Origin of the sequence: Streptomyces sp. NPDC002730, from assembly GCF_042888805.1 — a bacterium.
Classification (GTDB): Bacteria; Actinomycetota; Actinomycetes; order Streptomycetales; family Streptomycetaceae; genus Streptomyces.
This window is the reverse complement of record NZ_JBIAQG010000004.1, coordinates 474281-492083: the sequence shown is the minus strand read 5'-3', so window position 1 is coordinate 492083 and position 17803 is coordinate 474281. Positions and strand designations below refer to the sequence as shown.

14 protein-coding genes and 1 pseudogene are annotated in these 17803 nt (G+C 68.5%); 7 read left to right on the top strand and 8 right to left on the bottom strand.

The genetic code is table 11. The features are described 5' to 3' along the window. Positions 1-14 precede the first annotated feature (14 nt). On the bottom strand, positions 15-533 hold the full coding sequence (locus ACFYXH_RS13270; protein WP_389562178.1) for a winged helix-turn-helix transcriptional regulator: 519 nt from the start codon (positions 531-533) through the stop codon (positions 15-17). A 103-nt stretch (positions 534-636) separates the two neighbouring features. Between ACFYXH_RS13270 and ACFYXH_RS13265 the strand changes: the two are divergent. The 4 genes and pseudogenes from ACFYXH_RS13265 (at position 637) to ACFYXH_RS13250 (ending at position 5231) form a co-directional block, all read left to right on the top strand. Next, positions 637-1418: pseudogene (locus ACFYXH_RS13265) on the top strand (SDR family oxidoreductase). 75 nt (positions 1419-1493) lie between these two features. Then, entirely contained in the window at positions 1494-1859 is a 366-nt protein-coding gene (locus ACFYXH_RS13260; protein WP_389562177.1) for a nuclear transport factor 2 family protein, read from the top strand. A gap of 154 nt (positions 1860-2013) precedes the next feature. Beyond that, the gene (nhaA, locus tag ACFYXH_RS13255) at positions 2014-3846 is read left to right on the top strand and encodes a Na+/H+ antiporter NhaA (protein WP_389562257.1); all 1833 of its coding nucleotides are present in this window, start codon (positions 2014-2016) and stop codon (positions 3844-3846) included. Positions 3847-4019: 173 nt separating this feature from the next. Beyond that, the gene (locus ACFYXH_RS13250) at positions 4020-5231 is read left to right on the top strand and encodes a serine hydrolase domain-containing protein (RefSeq protein WP_389562176.1); all 1212 of its coding nucleotides are present in this window, start codon (positions 4020-4022) and stop codon (positions 5229-5231) included. 220 nt (positions 5232-5451) lie between these two features. Here the strand turns inward: ACFYXH_RS13250 and ACFYXH_RS13245 are convergent, their stop codons facing one another. Next, entirely contained in the window at positions 5452-6018 is a 567-nt protein-coding gene (locus ACFYXH_RS13245) for a hypothetical protein (protein WP_389562175.1), read from the bottom strand. A 952-nt stretch (positions 6019-6970) separates the two neighbouring features. Here ACFYXH_RS13245 and ACFYXH_RS13240 point away from each other — a divergent pair. Then, complete coding sequence (locus ACFYXH_RS13240) at positions 6971-7540, top strand: hypothetical protein (RefSeq protein ID WP_389562174.1); 570 nt, start codon at positions 6971-6973, stop codon at positions 7538-7540. 114 nt (positions 7541-7654) lie between these two features. Here the strand turns inward: ACFYXH_RS13240 and hemC are convergent, their stop codons facing one another. Then, on the bottom strand, positions 7655-8590 hold the full coding sequence (hemC, locus tag ACFYXH_RS13235; protein WP_389562173.1) for a hydroxymethylbilane synthase: 936 nt from the start codon (positions 8588-8590) through the stop codon (positions 7655-7657). A gap of 525 nt (positions 8591-9115) precedes the next feature. On the opposite strand from hemC, the gene ACFYXH_RS13230 reads away from it, so the two are divergent. After that, entirely contained in the window at positions 9116-10993 is a 1878-nt protein-coding gene (locus ACFYXH_RS13230; protein WP_389562172.1) for a sulfatase, read from the top strand. 117 nt (positions 10994-11110) lie between these two features. Here the strand turns inward: ACFYXH_RS13230 and ACFYXH_RS13225 are convergent, their stop codons facing one another. Further along, positions 11111-12133, bottom strand: a complete 1023-nt coding sequence (locus ACFYXH_RS13225; RefSeq protein WP_389562171.1) for a zinc-dependent alcohol dehydrogenase family protein — start codon at positions 12131-12133, stop codon at positions 11111-11113. Positions 12134-12351: 218 nt separating this feature from the next. Next, positions 12352-12765, bottom strand: coding sequence for a VOC family protein (locus ACFYXH_RS13220; protein ID WP_389562170.1), 414 nt, complete (start codon positions 12763-12765; stop codon positions 12352-12354). A gap of 65 nt (positions 12766-12830) precedes the next feature. Here ACFYXH_RS13220 and ACFYXH_RS13215 point away from each other — a divergent pair, with 65 nt between their 5' ends. Beyond that, on the top strand, positions 12831-13640 hold the full coding sequence (locus ACFYXH_RS13215) for a Cof-type HAD-IIB family hydrolase (protein ID WP_389562169.1): 810 nt from the start codon (positions 12831-12833) through the stop codon (positions 13638-13640). A gap of 335 nt (positions 13641-13975) precedes the next feature. On the opposite strand, the gene ACFYXH_RS13210 is transcribed toward ACFYXH_RS13215, so the two are convergent. From ACFYXH_RS13210 to ACFYXH_RS13200, 3 genes are all read right to left on the bottom strand, one after another. Then, positions 13976-14458: an organic hydroperoxide resistance protein gene (locus tag ACFYXH_RS13210; RefSeq protein ID WP_389562168.1), complete on the bottom strand. Its 483-nt coding sequence runs from the start codon at positions 14456-14458 to the stop codon at positions 13976-13978. An 82-nt stretch (positions 14459-14540) separates the two neighbouring features. Next, positions 14541-16052, bottom strand: a complete 1512-nt coding sequence (locus ACFYXH_RS13205) for an ATP-binding protein (protein ID WP_389562167.1) — start codon at positions 16050-16052, stop codon at positions 14541-14543. Continuing rightward, a complete protein-coding gene (locus ACFYXH_RS13200) occupies positions 16049-17707 on the bottom strand; it encodes an FAD-dependent oxidoreductase (RefSeq protein ID WP_389562166.1) in 1659 nt (552 codons plus the stop codon). The genes ACFYXH_RS13205 and ACFYXH_RS13200 overlap by 4 nt, the downstream gene beginning before the upstream one ends. Positions 17708-17803: the final 96 nt, after the last annotated feature.

The window sequence follows — 17803 nt, the reverse complement described above, 5'->3', positions numbered from 1 at the left end:
TCGCCCCTCAAGCGCTACACCGGTCGCCTGCGACCTTCGGGGTTGTTGGCGTAGCGGGCGCGCATTGCGTCACTGGCGGCGGGGCCCGCGGTGAAGCTGTACGCGTCACTGTCATCGAGCCGGTGGCCGGTCACGGCGTCGACAACTACGGGTTCGACCTCCTCGCCGCTCTTCGCGTCCACAAGGATCATGCTGCGCTGGGACGGGTCGAGGCGGGCGTTGCCCCATGCGGCCAGCGCCACGATCACCGGGCGCAGGGAGCGGCCCAGTTCGGTGAGGACGTACTCGTGGCGTACGGGGTTGGTCTGGTACGGGCGGCGTTCCAGCAGGCCGTCGGCGACCAGGGTCTTGAGCCGGGCGGTGAGCATGCTCGAAGAGATGCCCAGACTGTCCTGGAACTGGTCGAAGCGGGTGTAGCCGTCGAAAGCGTCGTGGAGGATCAGCAGCGTCCACCACTCGCCGACGTGCTGCACCGTCGTGGACAGCGGGCACTCGCGGTCCTCCAGCCTGATCCGGCTCGCCAAGGTGTCCATCCCCAATGAGTAGCTGCTAAAGTCGAAGTTACTAGCTTCTATTTTAGCAGTTATGACGGGAGCGGTGCTGTGCAAGCCCGTGCCCGGGATCGGATCCCGTGTGATGTCCCCTCTCAGTGAATCCCTCGGCGGCAGGCGTGCTCTGGTCACAGGCGGCACCAAGGGCGTCGGCGCTGCCATCGCCGAGCGCTTCGGCCAGGCCGGCGCAACCGTGCTGGTGACGGCCCGCAGCAAGCCCGATGGCCTCGACTCCAAGCTCTTTGTCGGCGCAGATCTGTCCACCCCCGAAGGGGCCGCGGGCGTCGTCGGCGAGGTGCTCGAGCGCCTGGCGGCGTAGACATCCTGGTGCACAATCTCGGCGGGTCCGACGCGCCGTCCGGCGGCTTCGCCGCTCTGAGCGAGGACGACTGGGCCAAGGAGCTCAACACCAATCTGCTGGCCGCGGTGCGCCTCGACCGCGGCCTGCTGCCCGGCATGATCGAAGCAGGAACGGGGGCGATCGTGCACATCTCCTCGATCCAGCGCCGCATGCCTCTGTGGAACGGCACCCTTGCCTACGCCGCCGCCAAGGCCGCGCTGACGACCTACAGCAAGGGCCTGGCCAACCAGGTCGCCCCGCACGGAGTGCGCGTCAACACCGTCTCTCCGGGCTTCGTACAGACCACCGCCGCCGACGACCTCGTCGACCGGATCGCGCAGGGCGCCGGCATCGCTCCCGAAGCGGCGCTGGATCAGCTGATGGACTCACTCGGGGGCATTCCTCTCGGCCGCCCCAACCGGCCGGAGGAAGTCGCCGAATTGGTTGCCTTCCTCGTCTCCGACCGCGCCTCCGCCATCGTCGGCGCCGAACACGTCATCGACGGCGGCACCACCCCCGCCGTCTGAAACCACGCGGCCTGAAACCACGCCGTCTGAAACCACGCCGTCTGAAAACCGCCGACAACCACAGTCAGGACCGCCATGAACGCCAACCAGGCCCAGGGCCGGCCCATCGAGCCGACCGCACTCCCCGAGGCGATCACCCGCTACCTCAAGGCCCATCGCGCCCACGACACCGCCACCGCGATCACCTCGTTCGCCGCTGACGCGACGGTGATCGACGACGGCAACACCTACAACGGCAGCGCGGCGATCGAGAAGTGGCTGACCCGCTCCGCCGGCGACTACACGTACACCATCGAGCTCACCGGTGCCCAAGAGGTCGACGGCACCCGCTACATCGCCGCTCACCGTCTCGAAGGCAACTTCCCGGGCGGGGTCGTCGATCTGCTCTACCAGTTCACGCTCTGCGGCGGCCACATCGAACTGCTCGTCATCGAACCCTGAGACATGAGGGGTGTCGGGCCACTGCGACCCGGCGTGCGACCCGGTGACGAGTGCGCGACAGCAGGCCCAACCGCTGGATGCGGGAGAGAATCACGAAGTGACCGAACCTTCAGCGGCTCCCGGCCTGTCCGGGCAGACCGTTTGCGGCGACGACATGCGAACGCCGTGGCGCGATTTCCTGCGGACGGAGACGGGCAGTGCCACGTTCCTGCTGGTCGCGGTGGTGGCGGCGCTTGTCTGGGCAAATGTCGGGCCGGCCTCCTACGAAGCCTTCTGGGGCACGCACCTGTCGATCGAGCTGGGTTCCCACGGTGTGTCGCTCAGCCTGCGCGACTGGGTCAACAACGGTCTGATGACGCTGTTCTTCTTTGTCGTCGGACTCGAAGCACGCCGAGAATTCGACATGGGGGAGCTGCGCGAGCGGCGACGTGTGACACTGCCCGTGCTCGTCGGCATCGCCGGCATGCTCGTACCGGTGGCCATCTTCCTCGGCATCAACAGCGGCCACGCCTCGGTGCACGGCTGGGGCGCCGCGATGTCCACGGACACCGCCTTCGCCCTGGGCATGCTTGCCCTGCTCGGCTCGCGCCTGCCGACTGGCCTGCGTGCCTTCATCCTCACGGTCACCGTCGTCGACGACTTCGTCGCGCTCGGCGTCATCGCCGTCGCCTACAGCGACCGCATCGCCGTGGCCGCCCTCGTGGTGGCGCTGGGCCTCTTCGGCGTCGTTCTGCTGGTGCGGGCCGCCGGTGTACGCCAAGGGCCGGTGTACGCGTTGCTCGCCGTCGCGACATGGACGGCACTGCTGAAGTCCGGCGTCGACCCTGTCGTCACCGGTCTGGCCGTCGGGCTGCTCACGTATGCGTATCCGGCGGCCCGCAGCGACCTGGAGCGCGCGAGCGGCTTGTTCCGGCTGTTCCGTGAACAGCCGACACCGGAGCTCGAGCGTTCGGTACGGCAGGGACTGGCATCGGCCATCTCGCCGAACGAACGGCTGCAGCGGATGTTCCACCCGTGGACCAGCTATGTGATCGTGCCGCTGTTCGCGCTGGCCAACACGGGCATCCCCATCGGCGCCGAGCAGCTGTCGGCTGCGGTGAAGTCGCCGGTCACCATGGGCATCCTGCTCGCCTTCGTCCTGGGCAAGCCGGTCGCGGTCCTCGGTATGTCGTGGCTGGCGAGCCGGCTCAGCCACGGACGGGTGCGTCCGCCGGTCGGCTGGGGCGCGACGGCGGCCGGCGGCACCATCGCGGGCGTCGGGTTCACCGTGTCCATGCTGATCGCGACCCTCGCCTTCACCGGCGACCAGCTGGAAGAAGCGAAGATCGGCATCCTCGCAGCGGTCGTCTGTGCCTTCACTATCACCTGGGCGGTCACGGCCGTGATCGGACTGCTACCGCGCCGTACGCAGATTCGTGCACTGTTGGGCGCGACGGAGGGCATCGTCGACCTGGCCGCGACTGTCGACGACGAACGCGATCACATCCGTGGCCCCCGGGACGCACCGGTGACCGTGGTCGAGTACGGCGACTTCGAATGCCCCTACTGCGGTAAGGCGGAACCCGTCATCCGCGCTCTCCTGGCCGACTTCGGGGATGTCCGCTACGTATGGCGGCATCTGCCCCTGACCGACGTCCACCCCCATGCCCAACTGGCCGCGGAAGCGTCCGGTGCCGCAGCCGCCCAGGGTGCCTTCTGGCGGATGCACGATCTCCTCCTCAAACGCCAGGACGCCCTGAAGGCCTCCGATCTGGTCGGCTACGCGGCGCAGCTCGGCCTGGACGTCCAGCGTTTCGAGCGCGACCTGCGGAAACGGGTGGGCGCCGCGCGGGTGGCCGAGGACGTGGAATCCGCCGACCACAGCGGCGTGTCCGGGACGCCGACCTTCTTCATCAACGGAGTACGCCACCACGGCGCGTACGACATCGACCATCTCTCCGCCGCCGTACGAACGGCCCGCCAGCGCGCAGCCGTCCAACAGCCATAGCTCGTCCAACAGCCACAGTTTCGGAACCTACGCCCGCGAACAACCGCAGCGTCAGGAGCGGGAAGGGCGGGAGTTCCCCACGGTGCGTGCGGAAGACCGCTCAAGTCGCTGGACCTGTGACCAGGGCCTACGATTCTTTTGGAGCTTTGTCCTCTCGTGACGGGAGCCGGCTCATGACGCGCTTGCACACACGGCTGCGCAGGGGGGCGGCGGGCGCCGTGGCGGCCGGGCTGCTGGTGATCTCGGTGTCCGCGGAATCCGCGGAATCCCAACCCGCCCCGGCACCAGCCGTATCCTCCTCTTCCTCGTCCGACTTCCCGCAGCTCACTCCCGCTGTGGCCAAGCAGTTGGACAAGGCAGTCACACAGGTCATGCGCGAAGCACACGTGCCCGGCGTGACGGTTGGACTGTGGGCTCCCGGCAAGGGCAGTTACGTCCGCGCGTTCGGGGTCGCAGACAAGGCGACGGGCGCGCCCATGTCCACCGGCTTGAACATGCGACTCGGGAGCGAAACCAAGACCTTCACCGTGACTGCCCTGCTCATGCTGGTCGACCAGGGCAAAGTCAGCCTGGACGACCCGATCGGGAAGTACGTGGACGGTGTCCCCAACGGAGAGCGGATCACTCTGCGCGAGCTGGCGGGGATGCGCAGCGGACTCTTCAACTACACCATGGATCCGGACTTCTTCAAGGCACTCACGACTGACCCCCGACGACCGTTCACGCCGCAGGAGTTGCTCGCGTACTCCTTCAAGCATCCCGTGCAGTTCCAGCCCGGTGAGAAGTTCGAGTACTGCAACACCAACTTGATCCTGGTCGGCCTCGCGGTGGAGAAGGCCAGCGGTCAGCCCCTCGCGGAGTACATCAACCGGAACGTCCTCGGACCGGCGGGCTTGGACCATACGCTCTTCCCGAAGGCCGCGGAGTTCCCGGCCCCGCACGCCCACGGCTACACCGACCAGACGGCGACCGGCAAGACCGAGGACGCGACGGACTGGAACCCCTCCTGGGCCTGGGCCGCCGGAGCCATGATCTCCGACCTGAACGACATGCGTACTTGGGCCGGCACCCTCGCCACCGGCACTCTGCTCCGCCCCGCCACGCAGGCCCAGCGCCTGAAGATGAGCCCGAGCGGCCTGCCGAACACCGGTTACGGCCTGGGCATCTTCAACGTCGCGGGCTGGATCGGCCACAATGGCTCGCTGCCCGGCTACGAGTCTCTGGTCGTCTACCTGCCGGAGCCGAAGGCGACCCTGGTCGTGCTCCTCAACACGGACATCGGTTACAAGGGCTCTGAACCAAGCACTCTCTTCGGCCAGGCGATCACCAGCATCGTGACCCCGCAGCACATCTTCAAACTGCCCGCCCAGCCGGCAGGGCGGTGAGCCCGGCCGAGCCGCGCCGGCGCTGACCGGGTCGTCGGCTGCCTTCGGCTCTGGGGAGCAGGCGCCATTCTCATGGTGCTCAGCCGGAGCGCCCGCTCCCCGTCTTTTCTGGCCATTGGCATCGGCTTCGTCGCCTTGGGACACGTTGTGAAGCCGACGCAAATGTCCCAAGCCCGCTGGGCAATCCGTCAGATCCGGAGGTTAAAAACCGAGCCAGGTCTCACCCGGACGAAGGAGCCGGCTGTTCCGCGGAGGGATTGCCGGTGAGAGCGCTGTAGTAGACGGATTTCTGCTGCTTGGTGCGCTCGCTTTGGTTCTTTGCGACCGATGCTTCCAGGGCGTTGCGCACCAGTGTGACGTTCACCGTGCGCTCCGGGTGCGCCTGCGTCAGCTCCTTGGTGACTTCGGCCGCCGACCGCGGTTCATGGTGCTCGGCGAGCAGGGCGACGACGAGTTCACGCAGCGGCGGCCCGGCAGGTTGTGCCTTCGCATCGCCCTTTCTCTTCGGCCCATTCTTGGGGCGCTTGCCCTTGCCGGCAACCACGTTGGCGCGCCGCGCCCTGGGAACCGCTGAGGTCGTTGCCGCTGTGGTGTCCTTGGCAGGGGCGGCCCCCAGGGTTGCCTGCATGCTCACCAGCAGCTCGTGATCCTGTTGCAGCGCCTCAAGCTGGTCATTCAGTGCGGCAGCCTCGGACTTGAGGCGTTCTTGTTCCCTCGCGTTGGCCTCGATGTCGGTGGCGACTTGCTTCGCATATTGGGATTTCAGGGTGGGGTTGTTCTCCGGCACGACAGCTCTCTTTCCTCGTACCTGTGTTGATGCCGGATGCTACCCACACTGACCGTGTTTATAGAACGCTGAAGTAGCTGGTAAGTCTCGTACGGCCCTGCCGGCCCGAGTGAAGTGCCCCCGGCACCCAGTCCCCCGTCGTGTGTCCAGGCGCCGAATGGCTCGTCGACAAGCGGTAGTTCGGGCCGACGTGCTCGAGGGCCTGGCCCAACTCCGAATGCTGTGCGGGATTCTGCCGTGTGAGCAACGACCGGCAGCGTCGCCAGGAAGTGACTGCAGCAAGTCACCACCCTGATAGCCGGACCCCGAATGTGACGCCCACGCGAGTTCACGCTTGTCGACGCGCCACCGCCAACCATGCACAAGCTCGTTGGCTCGCAGGCTCCGAGGCTGGACAACTGTGCGTAATCGCACGCCGTAGCCCTTGACAGCGCCTCCTCACGGCCCGCAGGATCGCCCCGTGAAGCTGTCAGACAGCCAGACAGGTGGCCCGGGGGGCCGGCGTGGAGTTCTTGCCGGTTCTTCGCCCGCCCGGTGCGCTACCTGCCGTAGTTCACGCCCGTGAGATCGACACTCTCGTTGCGGCCCGCGCCGAGCCGGGCGGTGTCTGACCGGGCGCGCTCTTCCCTGCCGCTGGGGAGGGAGCCGCTACCTGCCCTACGCCGTCAGCGGTCCGCAATGGAATGACCCGAATTCCTCTCCGGCAGCGGCAATGAATGCCGCAGAAACCGACCACGTCCAGGACAAGGCCTAATCGATGCAAACCCAGACAAGACGGCGCATCCATCCGTGCCCACCGGTCCGCGCACACATGCCGACCTTGGTGTCGGTTGACGAGACCTCGAGTTCGACGTTGGCCCTGAGGCTGGGCCAAGCGGGTCTCGCGCTCGGCGCCGCTGTGCGTTGGGGAAGCGAGTCGGCCTGCGCCTCCGTACTGGAACGAAGACCAGCGATGATCCTGCTCGATGTGCCCACGACGGAGGCTGACGGGCTGGCAAGGCTCGTCCGGGCCGCTTCTTTGATCGCCCCCGTCGCCGTCCTGCGGCACGCAGGGCGGGATGCCGTCGCCGCGTTCACAGCCGGGGCGTTCGACGTCCTCGACCGGCAGAGACCGGCCGCTGAGCTGGCCTGGCGCATCCATGCCGACCTGAGACGCCGCCCGCCCATGCCGGTGCCGCGTGGGTCAGCGGGGAGTACCGCCAGCCAGCGCCTCCTGTTCGACCTGATCGCCAGAGCGCAGGCTCCCGTCTGCTGCCACCATCTGAGGCTGCTCCTGGGAACACCCTGCCTGCCCATGACGCTTCGGGCACTCAAGGCACGTATCCAACGGCTGCTGCCCGACTTCGCCGACCACGGACTGGCACTGATCGTGGACCAGCAGTGGGGGCTGGCGACCTACCGCACCCGGAGCGCGGTTCCCGGCACCGGGGCCCCCAGCCCGCCGACGTCGCGGCCACCCCTCGAACTGCCTGCGGCTCCCGTCCCACCCGCGTCGATCATCCAGCTGCCCACCGCCACCTGAGCCGTCCCAAGAGCCACAGCCCCGCACGGTCAAGCCAGCGTGTGAGGAGCTGCGGCCTGGGCCTGAACCTGCGTTTCAGTATCCCAACGCTCACATGGCGGCTGAAGGGGATCTTCAGTGGGGGATGCTGTCGATCAGCTCACGTGCGCCCTGGCGCAGCAGGGTGACGGCGACGGATGTGCCCAGGGTGGCGGGGTCCAGGGGGCCGGCCCATTCGTGGGCGTTGAGGACGGTCTTGCCGTCGGGGGTGAACACGCAGGCGCGCAGGGAGAGGTCGCCGTTGCGATGAGCCTTGGCGTAGCCGGCGATGGGGCTGTTGCAGTGGCCTTGGAGGACGTGAAGAAACATACGTTCCGCGGTGGTCTCGCGGTAGGTGTCAGGGTCGCCGAGGGTGCTGACGGTGTCGATGAGGGTGGTGTCGCCCTCGCGGCATTGCAGGGCGAGGACTCCGGCTCCGATCGGCGGGCACATCACCTCGGGCGAGAGGACCTCGGTGATCACGTCGGTGCGGCCGATGCGTTCCAGGCCGGAAACGGCGAGGAGGAGGGCGTCGGCTTCGCCGGCGGCGAGTTTCTCCAGGCGTCGGTTGGCGTTGCCGCGGAACGGCACGCACTCCAAGTGCGCGTGGGAAGCGGCGAGTTGGGCGACGCGGCGCACCGAGGAGGTGCCGATCCTTGTGCCGGCCGGGAGTTCGTCCAGTGTGAGGCCGTCAGGGTGGATGAGGGCGTCTCGGATGTCGTCGCGCTTGAGGAATGCGGCGAAGGTCGTGCCCGCGGGGAGGGGCCGGTCGGCGGGGACGTCCTTGACGCAGTGCACCGCGAGGTCCGCCTCGCCTGCGAGGAGGGCGGCATCCACCTCCTTGGTGAACGCCCCCTTCCCTTCGACCAGGGAGAGGTCGCCCATCCACTTGTCGCCAGTTGTCTTGACCGGGACCACCTCGGTCGTGGTGGCGGGGTGGAGCGCGGCCAGCTCGGCGCGGACCCGCTCCACCTGGGCCAGGGCCATGGGCGAGTCGCGGGAGACGATACGGATCAGCTCAGGGGCGGACATGACGCCCACGATAGACCGTCAGATCCGTGCGCGTACCACCGGCTTGGACGCCCGTCTCAGTGGTGTGACAGGCGGGTTGGGCTGCTCGGGCAGGTGTGCGAGGAGGGCATCGGCACAAGGCTGGTGGCCGGCGGGCCAGGTGGCCTGCGGCATCAGGTCTTCGCGACCTACAGGCCGCCCGGCTCCGGCAGGTCGATGAGGCGGTGGAACATGCCCGGGCGGCAGTCGACGTACGCGAGGGAGAGGCGAGGGCCACTGTAGGTGTCGAGCCATGTGTCCGCGTCCGCGGTCTCGAAGGATGCGGGGGTCGTCGCACGGGGTGGCCACGACCGCCTGCCTGGCTGTGCCCGGCCTGCAGGCCGACCCCGTCAACCAGTTCACCCTCGCCGGTGCGTACGCTTCCCGCTTGGGCGAACCGGTGATTGAACGGAAGCCGCCGGCAGGCCGTACAGATAAGGGCGGCCCCGAGCTCCCAGGCCTGGTCCGCCGTGCCACCACCGGGCTTCGCATGGAAGGACCTTCGGGTTGTCACTCTTCACGCGCCCTCGTCGGCGTCCGAATACGGACAAGATGGCGGAGGGCCTGACGCCGGACGATGCCGTCGCGGGTCAGAACGCCGCCGCGAGTGACGGCACCGGCGTTCGTGAGGACGCCACCGCAGGTGACGCCCCGGACGTCCGGGCCGACCGGGCCGACCCGGACGAGGCTGTCACAGGCGGCGGCTGGCGGGGCAAGCACCCGGCCGCGGCACGGGCCGTGGCGTGGGTGACCACCGCCCTGGCCGCCGTGCTTGTGCTCTTCGCCCTCCTCGTACCGAACGAACTCGGCCGCCTCACGCCCGGCGCGTTCGCGCGCATCCCGGTGGAGGGGATCTTCGGCGCTGCCCTGCTGCTCGTCCTGCCGCCGAAAGCGAGGCGGGTGGGAGCGGTCCTCGCCGGGGTCGGCCTCGGCCTGGTGACCATCCTGAACCTCCTCGACATGGGCTTCTACTGGGTTCTCGACCGGCCGTTCGACCTGGTGCTCGACTGGATCCTGTTCGACGACGCCGAGTCGTTCCTCAAGGACTCCGTCGGCCCGGCCGGCGCAATCGGTGCCGTGATCGGGGTCGTGGTCCTCGTCCTCGCCCTGCTCCTCCTCATGACGCTGGCGGTCGTCCGGCTGAGCCGCCTCATAGCGCGGCACAGTGCCATGGCGACCCGCACGACCGTGATACTCGGGACCGCCTGGATCACCTGTGTGGCGCTGGGCGTGCAGATTGCCGGCGTGCCGGTCGCTTCCAGGAACACGGCCGAGCTCGCCCAGCACCGCGCGCAGGCGGTACGTGCCGGCATCAAGGACGAGCGGGAGTTCGCCAAGGAAGCCGGCGTCGACAAGTTCAGCGACACCCCGGCCGACCAGCTGTTGACCGGGCTGCGCGGCAAGGACGTCATCTTCGCCTTCATCGAGAGCTACGGCCGCAGCGCGGTCGAGGACCCGGCGATGGCGTCGCAGGTCGGCGCGGTGCTCGCCAACGGGACCAGTCGGCTGCGCGCGGCCGGGTTCTCCTCCCGGAGCGCCTTCCTCACCTCGCCGACCTTCGGCAGTGGCAGTTGGCTGGCGCACTCCACTTTCATGTCAGGCCTGTGGATCAAAAACCAGCAGCGCTATCGCAGCGTCACCTCGAGCGACCATTTGACCCTCACCGGCGCCTTCCAGCGCGCCAACGCCTGGCGAACGGTGGGCATCATGCCGGGCGTCACCCGGTCCTGGCCGGAGGGGCAGTTCTACGGCCTCGACAACGTCTACGACTCCCGGGAGCTCGGGTACAAGGGCCCGAAGTTCAGCTGGGCGCCCGTCCCCGACCAGTACAGCCTTTCGGCCTTCGAGCGCCTCGAGCACGGCAAACCGGGCAACAAGCCGTTGATGAGCGAGATCATCCTCGTCTCCAGCCACAACCCCTGGGCGCCCCTCCCCAAGACGATCGGCTGGGACAAGCTCGGTGACGGCTCCGTATACAACGCCATCAAAAAGGAGGGCAAGGACCCCAAAGAGGTGTGGAAGGACGCCGACCAGGTGCGCACCGAGTACCGGCGTTCCATCGAATACTCGGTGAGCAGCCTCGTCTCCTACGTGGAGAAGTACGGAAACGACAACACCGTGCTCGTCTTCCTCGGCGACCACCAGCCCGCCTCGATCGTCACCGGCGCCCACGCCAGCCGGGACGTACCCATCGCGATCGTCGCCCACGACCCGGCCGTCATGGACCGGATTTCCGGCTGGGGCTGGCAGGACGGCCTGAAACCCGGTCCGAAGGCCCCGGTCTGGCGGATGGATTCCTTCCGCGACCGCTTCCTGACCGCCTACGGCCCACAGCCCGGCCACACCCCGGTGCCGCCAACCCGGAGTATCTCGCAGCATCGGTGAGGACCCGTCAGGCTGTGCGGCTCCGGACCCGACTCGGGAGCCCCCATTCCTCCGGAGGACGAGATGCTGCACTGGCCTCTGGGCGGTGCCCGAGCGGGCGGGCCGCGCGGCAGTGGATCATGACGTGACGAGTACCGCGACCCCGGTGACGCGACCGACCGCCAGGTCTTCCAGGGCTTGGTCGGCCCTGCGCATCGGATAGCGCGTGACCCGCACCGTAGGCCGCAGCCGCGCTGCTTCGGCGAGGAAGGCACGGCCGTCCTCGCGGGTGTTGGCGGTGACGCTGCGCACGGTCCGTTCCTGAAAGAGATGCTGGTCGTAGTCGAGCGGAGGTATGGCACTCAGGTGGATACCGGCGATCGCGAGTGTGCCGCCGCGGTCCAGCGCCTCGAGCGCCACCGGCACAAGGCGCCCGGCCGGGGCGAACAGGATCGCGGCATCCAGCGGCCGCGGGGGTGCGCCCTCTCCGGCGGACGCCGCCCCGAGCTCCAGCGCCAGCCGTTGCGCAAGTGGCGACCGAGTGACGACATGAACCTCAGCACCCCGCGCGATGGCGAGCTGGGCGGTCAGATGCGCGGAGGCTCCGAACCCGTAGATACCGAGCCGACCGCCGCGCGGCAGGTCGGCCCGCTGAAGCGCCCGATAGCCGATGATTCCCGCGCACAGCAGTGGCGCGGCTTCCTCGTCACCCCACCCTTCCGGCAGGACGTAGGCAAATCGAGCATCCACGACGATGTAGTCGGCGAAGCCACCGTGGATGTCCCAGCCGGTATAGCGGGAGTCGGGGCACAGGTTCTCCCGCCCGGTACGGCAGTAGTGGCACTGCCCGCAGGTTTCCGCCAGCCAGGCAGCCCCTGCCCGGTCACCGACGCGGAAGTTCTGAACGGCGGACCCCGCGGCGATCACCTCGCCCACGACCTCGTGGCCCGGCGTGCAGCGTGGCCTGTGGGGTGCCAGGTCACCCTCGGCCAGATGCAGGTCGGTCCGGCACACCCCGCAGGTGCGCACGCGCAGCAACAGCTCGCTTGAGCCGGGCGCGGAAGTCTCGCGCTCCACAAACCGCAGCGGGGCGGACGTGATCGGCCCGGGGTGCTCGACAACCCAGGCGGATGTAACCAGTGGACTCGGGGGCACCGTCATCACTCTCCTGCCCGCTCTTGATCTCTCAGCCGGCGCGCTGCCCGTCGGCCGCCTCAGCCCTGGGTGAACAGACCTCGGCGACTTCTCGTCGATCCACTTCGGCCTCCTGCGGGGGCGTTTGGCCTGTCGGCAGAGCACGATACGTCCCGGTGCCGCCCACTGCGCCGACGGCGCGCCCGGCGTGCTGGGCCTGGGGTGACCACCAGGTGCTGCACCTCCTACACCGGCGTGCTGTGGGCCTGCTCACGCAGCGCCAGCCATTCCTGAAGCTCGATCAGATTTCCTTCCGGGTCCTTCAGATACGCGACCCGCATCCGGTCGCCCATCGGTCCCGGGTCCCGGGTGAACTCCGCCCCCCGCGAGGCGCGCTCGGCGTGCGCGGCGTCCAGGTCATCCACCCGCAGCACCACCAGGGCCCGGTATCCGTTCGGATCACCCTCCAACCCCGGCAGCACACCGGCCATTTGCGCTCGGTCCTGCAGCGCGATCGCGGCGTGTCCGGTATCGGGACTGAGCTTGGCGTACGGGCCGCTCTCGGCCTCGAACTGCGGCTTGAGTCCCAGCACATCCCGGTAGAAGCGATAGACGGCGGGGAAGTCGGCCACCAGCAAGCGTATCTGGGTGAGTTCCATGCCCATCTTTCTATCCCGGCTCCGGCTCCGGCTCCGAGCGCCGGGCGGTTCAGTAACATCGGGCGATGAAACCTCCTCGGTTGATCGCCACCGATCTCGACGGCACACTCCTGCGCCGCGGCGGCGTTCTCTCGGAGCGCACCGCGCGCGCCCTGCGCAGCGCCGTCGACGCCGGTGCGGAGATCGTCCTCGTCACCGCCCGGCCACCCCGGTTCGTCGACATGCTCACCACCGCGACCGGCCTGGTCGGAACGGCGGTCTGCAGCAACGGTGCCCTCGTCTACGACGTCGCGGTGCGCACCGTCGTCGAAACACGGGCCCTGCCGGTAGCCGCCGCACGCCAGGTGGCCACCGTGCTCTCGGAAGCCGCACCCGGACTGGGCTACGCCGTGGAGACCGGCCATCAGGTTCTGTACGAGCCGGGGTTCGGACTTCGGTTCCCCGGGGGCGCCGACACCGAGGTGGCAGTGGCGTCCCTGCTGGACCTGTGGCTGACCGACGTCCCCATCACCAAGCTGCTCGCCTGGTCGGCGCAGCTCGATGCGGACTTCCTGCTCGCAGCCGCGGAAGCGTCGGTCGGCGGGGTGGCGCAGTTCACCCACTCGGGCGGGGCGGGTCTGCTGGAGATCAGCGCGCCGGGTGTCAGCAAGGCAAGCACCCTCGCTGCCCTGTGCGCCGCGCGCGGAATCGACTCCTCGGAGGTGGTCGCGTTCGGCGACATGCCGAACGACCTGACCATCCTGCAATGGGCAGGCACCGGCTTCGCCATGGCCAACGCCCATCCTGCGGTGCTCTCCGCGGTGCGGCGGCACACCGTGTCGAACGAGGAAGACGGGGTGGCTGTCATCCTCGAACAGCTCTTCAGCAAGGCCTGATCGGCTCGGACCGGGGTGGGCGGCTGGGGTGAGCCGGGCACAGACGACGTGCTTGACCCGGGGTTGCTCGACCGCGTCGGCCGGCCGAGGGACAGCAGAGGTCACGCCGGACGCCGCCGCTGGGTCCACGCGGTCGGAGACGTGAACGGCCGTGGCCGGCTCATCCACATGGCGAAGTATCAGGCGCGCGCCTGGTGGGTGAGGTCCCGCTGACACGCCTTTGGCACGCTGCCCCGGCCCTTCCCACCGTCAGCGAGCTACGGCGGCTGCGGCTGCGGCTGCGGCTGCGGCTGCGGCTGCGGCTGCTCGAGGCGTACGGCTTCTGCGACGTCCGCTCACCCGCCCCCGAGCGCGCCGACGTCGTGACCGTTGGCGGTCAGCGTGACGTCGATGTTGCCCCGTGTGGCATTCGAGTAAGGACACACCTGATGTGCGGCAGCGACGATCCGCGCTGCCTGCTCAGGATCCTGAATCTGCGGCAGGGTTACATGGAGCTCCACCGCGATCTTGAAACCACGATCCTCGGTGGGAAGGAGGTTGACGCGACTGTCGATCGAAACGTCGCCCGCCTCGACGCGTTCGCGACGACCCACCACGCCGAGTGCACCCTCGAAGCAGGCCGCATAACCCACTGCGAAGAGCTGCTCCGGGTTCGTGCCACCCCCATCGCCGCCCATCTCTTTCGGCACACGGAGCTGGACGTCCAAGGCTCCGTCATTTGTGCGCCCATGGCCGCTTGTGCGACCGCCTGTCACGGGCCTCCGCCGTGTATAGAACTCGTGCCATCTCGACCTCCACTCTGGATCTCCCGCCGACACACCGCACCCTCCACGTCGCCGAAGCAAGTGACGGCGACACGACGGGGCGTCCCGGGCAGGACCGTTCCGGCAGGGGCCTCTCTCATGCGGGCAACTCTCCTGTCCGGACGGCAGGTTCGGTTCGGGAGTTCTCGGCAGCACCGGGCGGCGGTTCCTCGGCGTTCGAGGGCGGTGTGATCGGCAGGCAGACGCGGAATCTCGTGTCGCCCGGCTGCGAGTCCACTCTTATGTCGCCATGGTGCTTGTTGACCACGATGCGGTAGGAGATGTCGAGGCCCAGACCGGTGCCCTCGCCCACCGGCTTCGTAGTGAAGAAGGGCTCGAAGATCCGCGGGCGAATGTCGGTCGGGATGCCGGAGCCGGTGTCGCGGACCTCGACGAAGAGGTGGTCGCCGTCGCGCCAGGTGGCAATCGTGAGGGTACCGCTGCCGTTCATCGCGCCGAGTGCGTTGTCGATGAGGTTCGTCCAGACCTGGTTGAGCTCCGCGCCGTACGCCGGAATGGGCGGCAGGCTGCGGTCGTACTGCTTCACCACCCGCACGGCCGGGGGGATTTTGGCCTGCAGCATCACCACGGTGGCGTCGAGGAGTTCATGGACGTCGACGGGCTGCTGAGCGGCACGGTCGAGCTGGGAGTACTGGCGTGCCGCATCCACCAGACCCGAGATGCGGTTGACGGCATCCTCGATCTCTCCCATCAGGAGCTCGGTGTCGATCGTGTACGTCAGCCATCCCACAGCGGCCTGCCGGTTCTCGTCGCCCAGGCTGTCGGTCGCCTCGGACAGCCATGAGGCGTCGATGCCGCCGGCGACCAGGGTGGGGGCGATGTCCCAGGGCCGGCCGACGTCGTGGTCCTCCAGCCAGTCGGTGACTTCTTCCTCGGCGTCGGAGGCCTCGATCACCGACAGCTTGGGGGCGTTGGAGGCGCGCCGGACGGCCGCGTCCTGCATCTCGACCAGGTGGTGCAGACGAGTGCCGTCCACACGGCCGTCGGCGATGAGGGCGAGCTTGTGGCGCATTTTGGTGACCCGGTCGCGCAGCGAGTCGGTGGCGCGTACGGCTGCCGCCGCGGGGTTGTTGAGCTCGTGGGTGAGTCCGGCGGTGAGCGAGCCGAGGGCCTCCAGGCGTTCGCGTTCGCCGATGATGGTGTTGCTGGCACGGGTGCCGAAGAAGAGGCCTTCGAGCAGATGCAGGGCCATGGGGAACCAGGTGCGTACCGCGTAGGCGAACTCTTCGGCGGGCAGCACGAAGAGTTCGACGTCCGTGATGGCTTGCAGCGTGTTGGGGTAGGCCTGGTCCACCCGGTCCCCGAGGTAGGCCTGAGTGGCTCCGCTGTAGACACCTACCTGATCGGTGCGGCCGAACTCGATGTTGTCGCCGTGGAGGCGGCGGACGAGGGCGACCGTGCCACTGAGAAGCACGAAGAAGCAGGTGGCGGCCTCGCCCTGAGAGTAGACGGGCGCTCCACCGGGTCGCGCCTCGACGCGGCCGCGCTCGGCGAGCCAGGCCAGTTGCTCGTCGTCGAGGGCCTCGAAGAGGAACAGGGCCCGAAGTTCGGCCGGGCTGAGCCTGTCGCGCGGGCTCGGGGCATTCATTGCGCCTCCAGGTAACGGTGCACCAGGGAGACGGCCATGGCCCCCTCCCCCACCGCGGACGCGACCCGTTTGACCGATTCGGCCCGTACGTCGCCGGCGGCGAAGACACCGGGCACGCTGGTCTCGAGGTGGTAGGGGTCCCGTGAAAGCGGCCAGCGCGCGGGACGCGCTCCCCCGGACAGCAGGTCGGGACCGGTCAGCACGAAACCCCGTTCGTCACGGTCGACGACACCGTCGAGCCACTGCGTGGGCGGTTCCGCGCCGATGAAGACGAAGAGCCATGAGGCTTCGGTCGTGGTGACGGCACCCGTGCGGTTGTCACGCAGTATCAGGCGCTGCAGATGCCTGTCGCCCTCGCCGCCCGCCACTTCGGTGTGCGGGTGAACCTGGATACTGGCGATGTCGTCGATCTGCTGTACCAGGTAGTGCGACATCGACCGGGTCAAGTCGGTTCCCCGGACCAGGAGATGGACGCGGTCGGCGTAGCGGGAGAAGTAGACGGCGGCCTGGCCGGCGGAGTTGGCCCCGCCGACGATGTACACGTCTTCCCCCGTGCAGCTGGCTGCTTCGAAGGAGGCCGAGCCGTAGAAGACGCCCGCTCCGGTGAACTCATCAAGACCCGGCCCCTCCAGCCGCCGGTACGACACCCCCGTGGCCAGGACGACGGTATGCGCCCCGATCGAGGTCCCGTCGCTGAAGTGCAGCACCCGGCCTGCCCCCGCCGCCTCGAGCGAGACCACTTCTCGCGCGCTGAGGATCTCGGCGCCGAAACGGGTGGCCTGCCGACGTGCGCGTTCCGTCAGCTGCGCCCCGGACACTCCGTCGGGGAAACCCAGGTAGTTCTCGATACGGCTGCTCTGGCCGGCCTGCCCTCCGGTTGCGCTCCGCTCCACCAGTACCGTGCGCAGCCCCTCGGAGGCCGCGTATACGGCGGCGCCGAGACCTGCGGGGCCCGCGCCGATGACGACAACGTCGTAGAAGTCGGAGGCCGGGGTGGTGCTCAGCCCCACCTGGGCGGCAAGCTCGGCCTCGCTCGGCGCCTGCAGGGTCTTGCCGTCGGCCGTGATCACCAGCGGCACGTCGTCGGCGCTGAGCCCGGCCGCATCCAGGAGCCGCCTGCCTTCGGGGTCGTCCGCGGCGATCCAGATGTAGGGCACAAGATTGCGGGCAAGGAATTCCCGCACCGCGAAAGACGGCGCCGACCAGCGGTGGCCGACGATCCGTGTCTCCCCCACCTCCGGGTCGGGTGCGCTCGCCCACACTTCCAGCAGCGCATCCAGCACCGGATAGAGATTCTCCTCCGGCGGGCTCCACGGCTTGAGCAGGTAGTGATCGAGATCGACGATGTTGATCGCATCAATGGCTGCGCCGGTGTCGGCGTACGCCGTCAGAAGCACCCGTCTGGCCAGCGGGAAGAGGTCCATGGCCGCTTCCAGGAACTGCACCCCGTTCATCGTCGGCATGCGGTAGTCGGCGATCATCACCGCGAGCGGCTCGCCTCGCAGTTTGACCTCCCGCAAAGCCTCCAATGCCTCTTCACCCGAAGGTGCGCGGAGCACGCGATACCGCTCGCCGTACCGGCGCCGGAGGTCGCGTGCGATGGCTCGGGACACTCCCGGATCGTCGTCGACGGTCAGGATGGTCGGCTTCGCCATGCCCACCATCATGCGCCGCACCGATGACCATTGCGATGCGAAAACCCAACGTGACCGGGTTCGGCTCCGGCAGCGATCCCCGGAGGCCGGATCGGC

Bases quoted from the DNA above. Each gene is read 5' to 3' on its own strand.
- ACFYXH_RS13270 (WP_389562178.1), bottom strand. From the start codon at position 533: ATGGACACCTTGGCGAGCCGGATCAGGCTGGAGGACCGCGAGTGCCCG.
- ACFYXH_RS13260 (WP_389562177.1), top strand. From the start codon at position 1,494: ATGAACGCCAACCAGGCCCAGGGCCGGCCCATCGAGCCGACCGCACTC.
- nhaA (WP_389562257.1), top strand. From the start codon at position 2,014: ATGCGAACGCCGTGGCGCGATTTCCTGCGGACGGAGACGGGCAGTGCC.
- ACFYXH_RS13250 (WP_389562176.1), top strand. From the start codon at position 4,020: ATGACGCGCTTGCACACACGGCTGCGCAGGGGGGCGGCGGGCGCCGTG.
- ACFYXH_RS13240 (WP_389562174.1), top strand. From the start codon at position 6,971: ATGATCCTGCTCGATGTGCCCACGACGGAGGCTGACGGGCTGGCAAGG.
- hemC (WP_389562173.1), bottom strand. From the start codon at position 8,590: ATGTCCGCCCCTGAGCTGATCCGTATCGTCTCCCGCGACTCGCCCATG.
- ACFYXH_RS13225 (WP_389562171.1), bottom strand. From the start codon at position 12,133: ATGACGGTGCCCCCGAGTCCACTGGTTACATCCGCCTGGGTTGTCGAG.
- ACFYXH_RS13220 (WP_389562170.1), bottom strand. From the start codon at position 12,765: ATGGAACTCACCCAGATACGCTTGCTGGTGGCCGACTTCCCCGCCGTC.
- ACFYXH_RS13215 (WP_389562169.1), top strand. From the start codon at position 12,831: ATGAAACCTCCTCGGTTGATCGCCACCGATCTCGACGGCACACTCCTG.
- ACFYXH_RS13205 (WP_389562167.1), bottom strand. From the start codon at position 16,052: ATGAATGCCCCGAGCCCGCGCGACAGGCTCAGCCCGGCCGAACTTCGG.
- ACFYXH_RS13200 (WP_389562166.1), bottom strand. From the start codon at position 17,707: ATGGCGAAGCCGACCATCCTGACCGTCGACGACGATCCGGGAGTGTCC.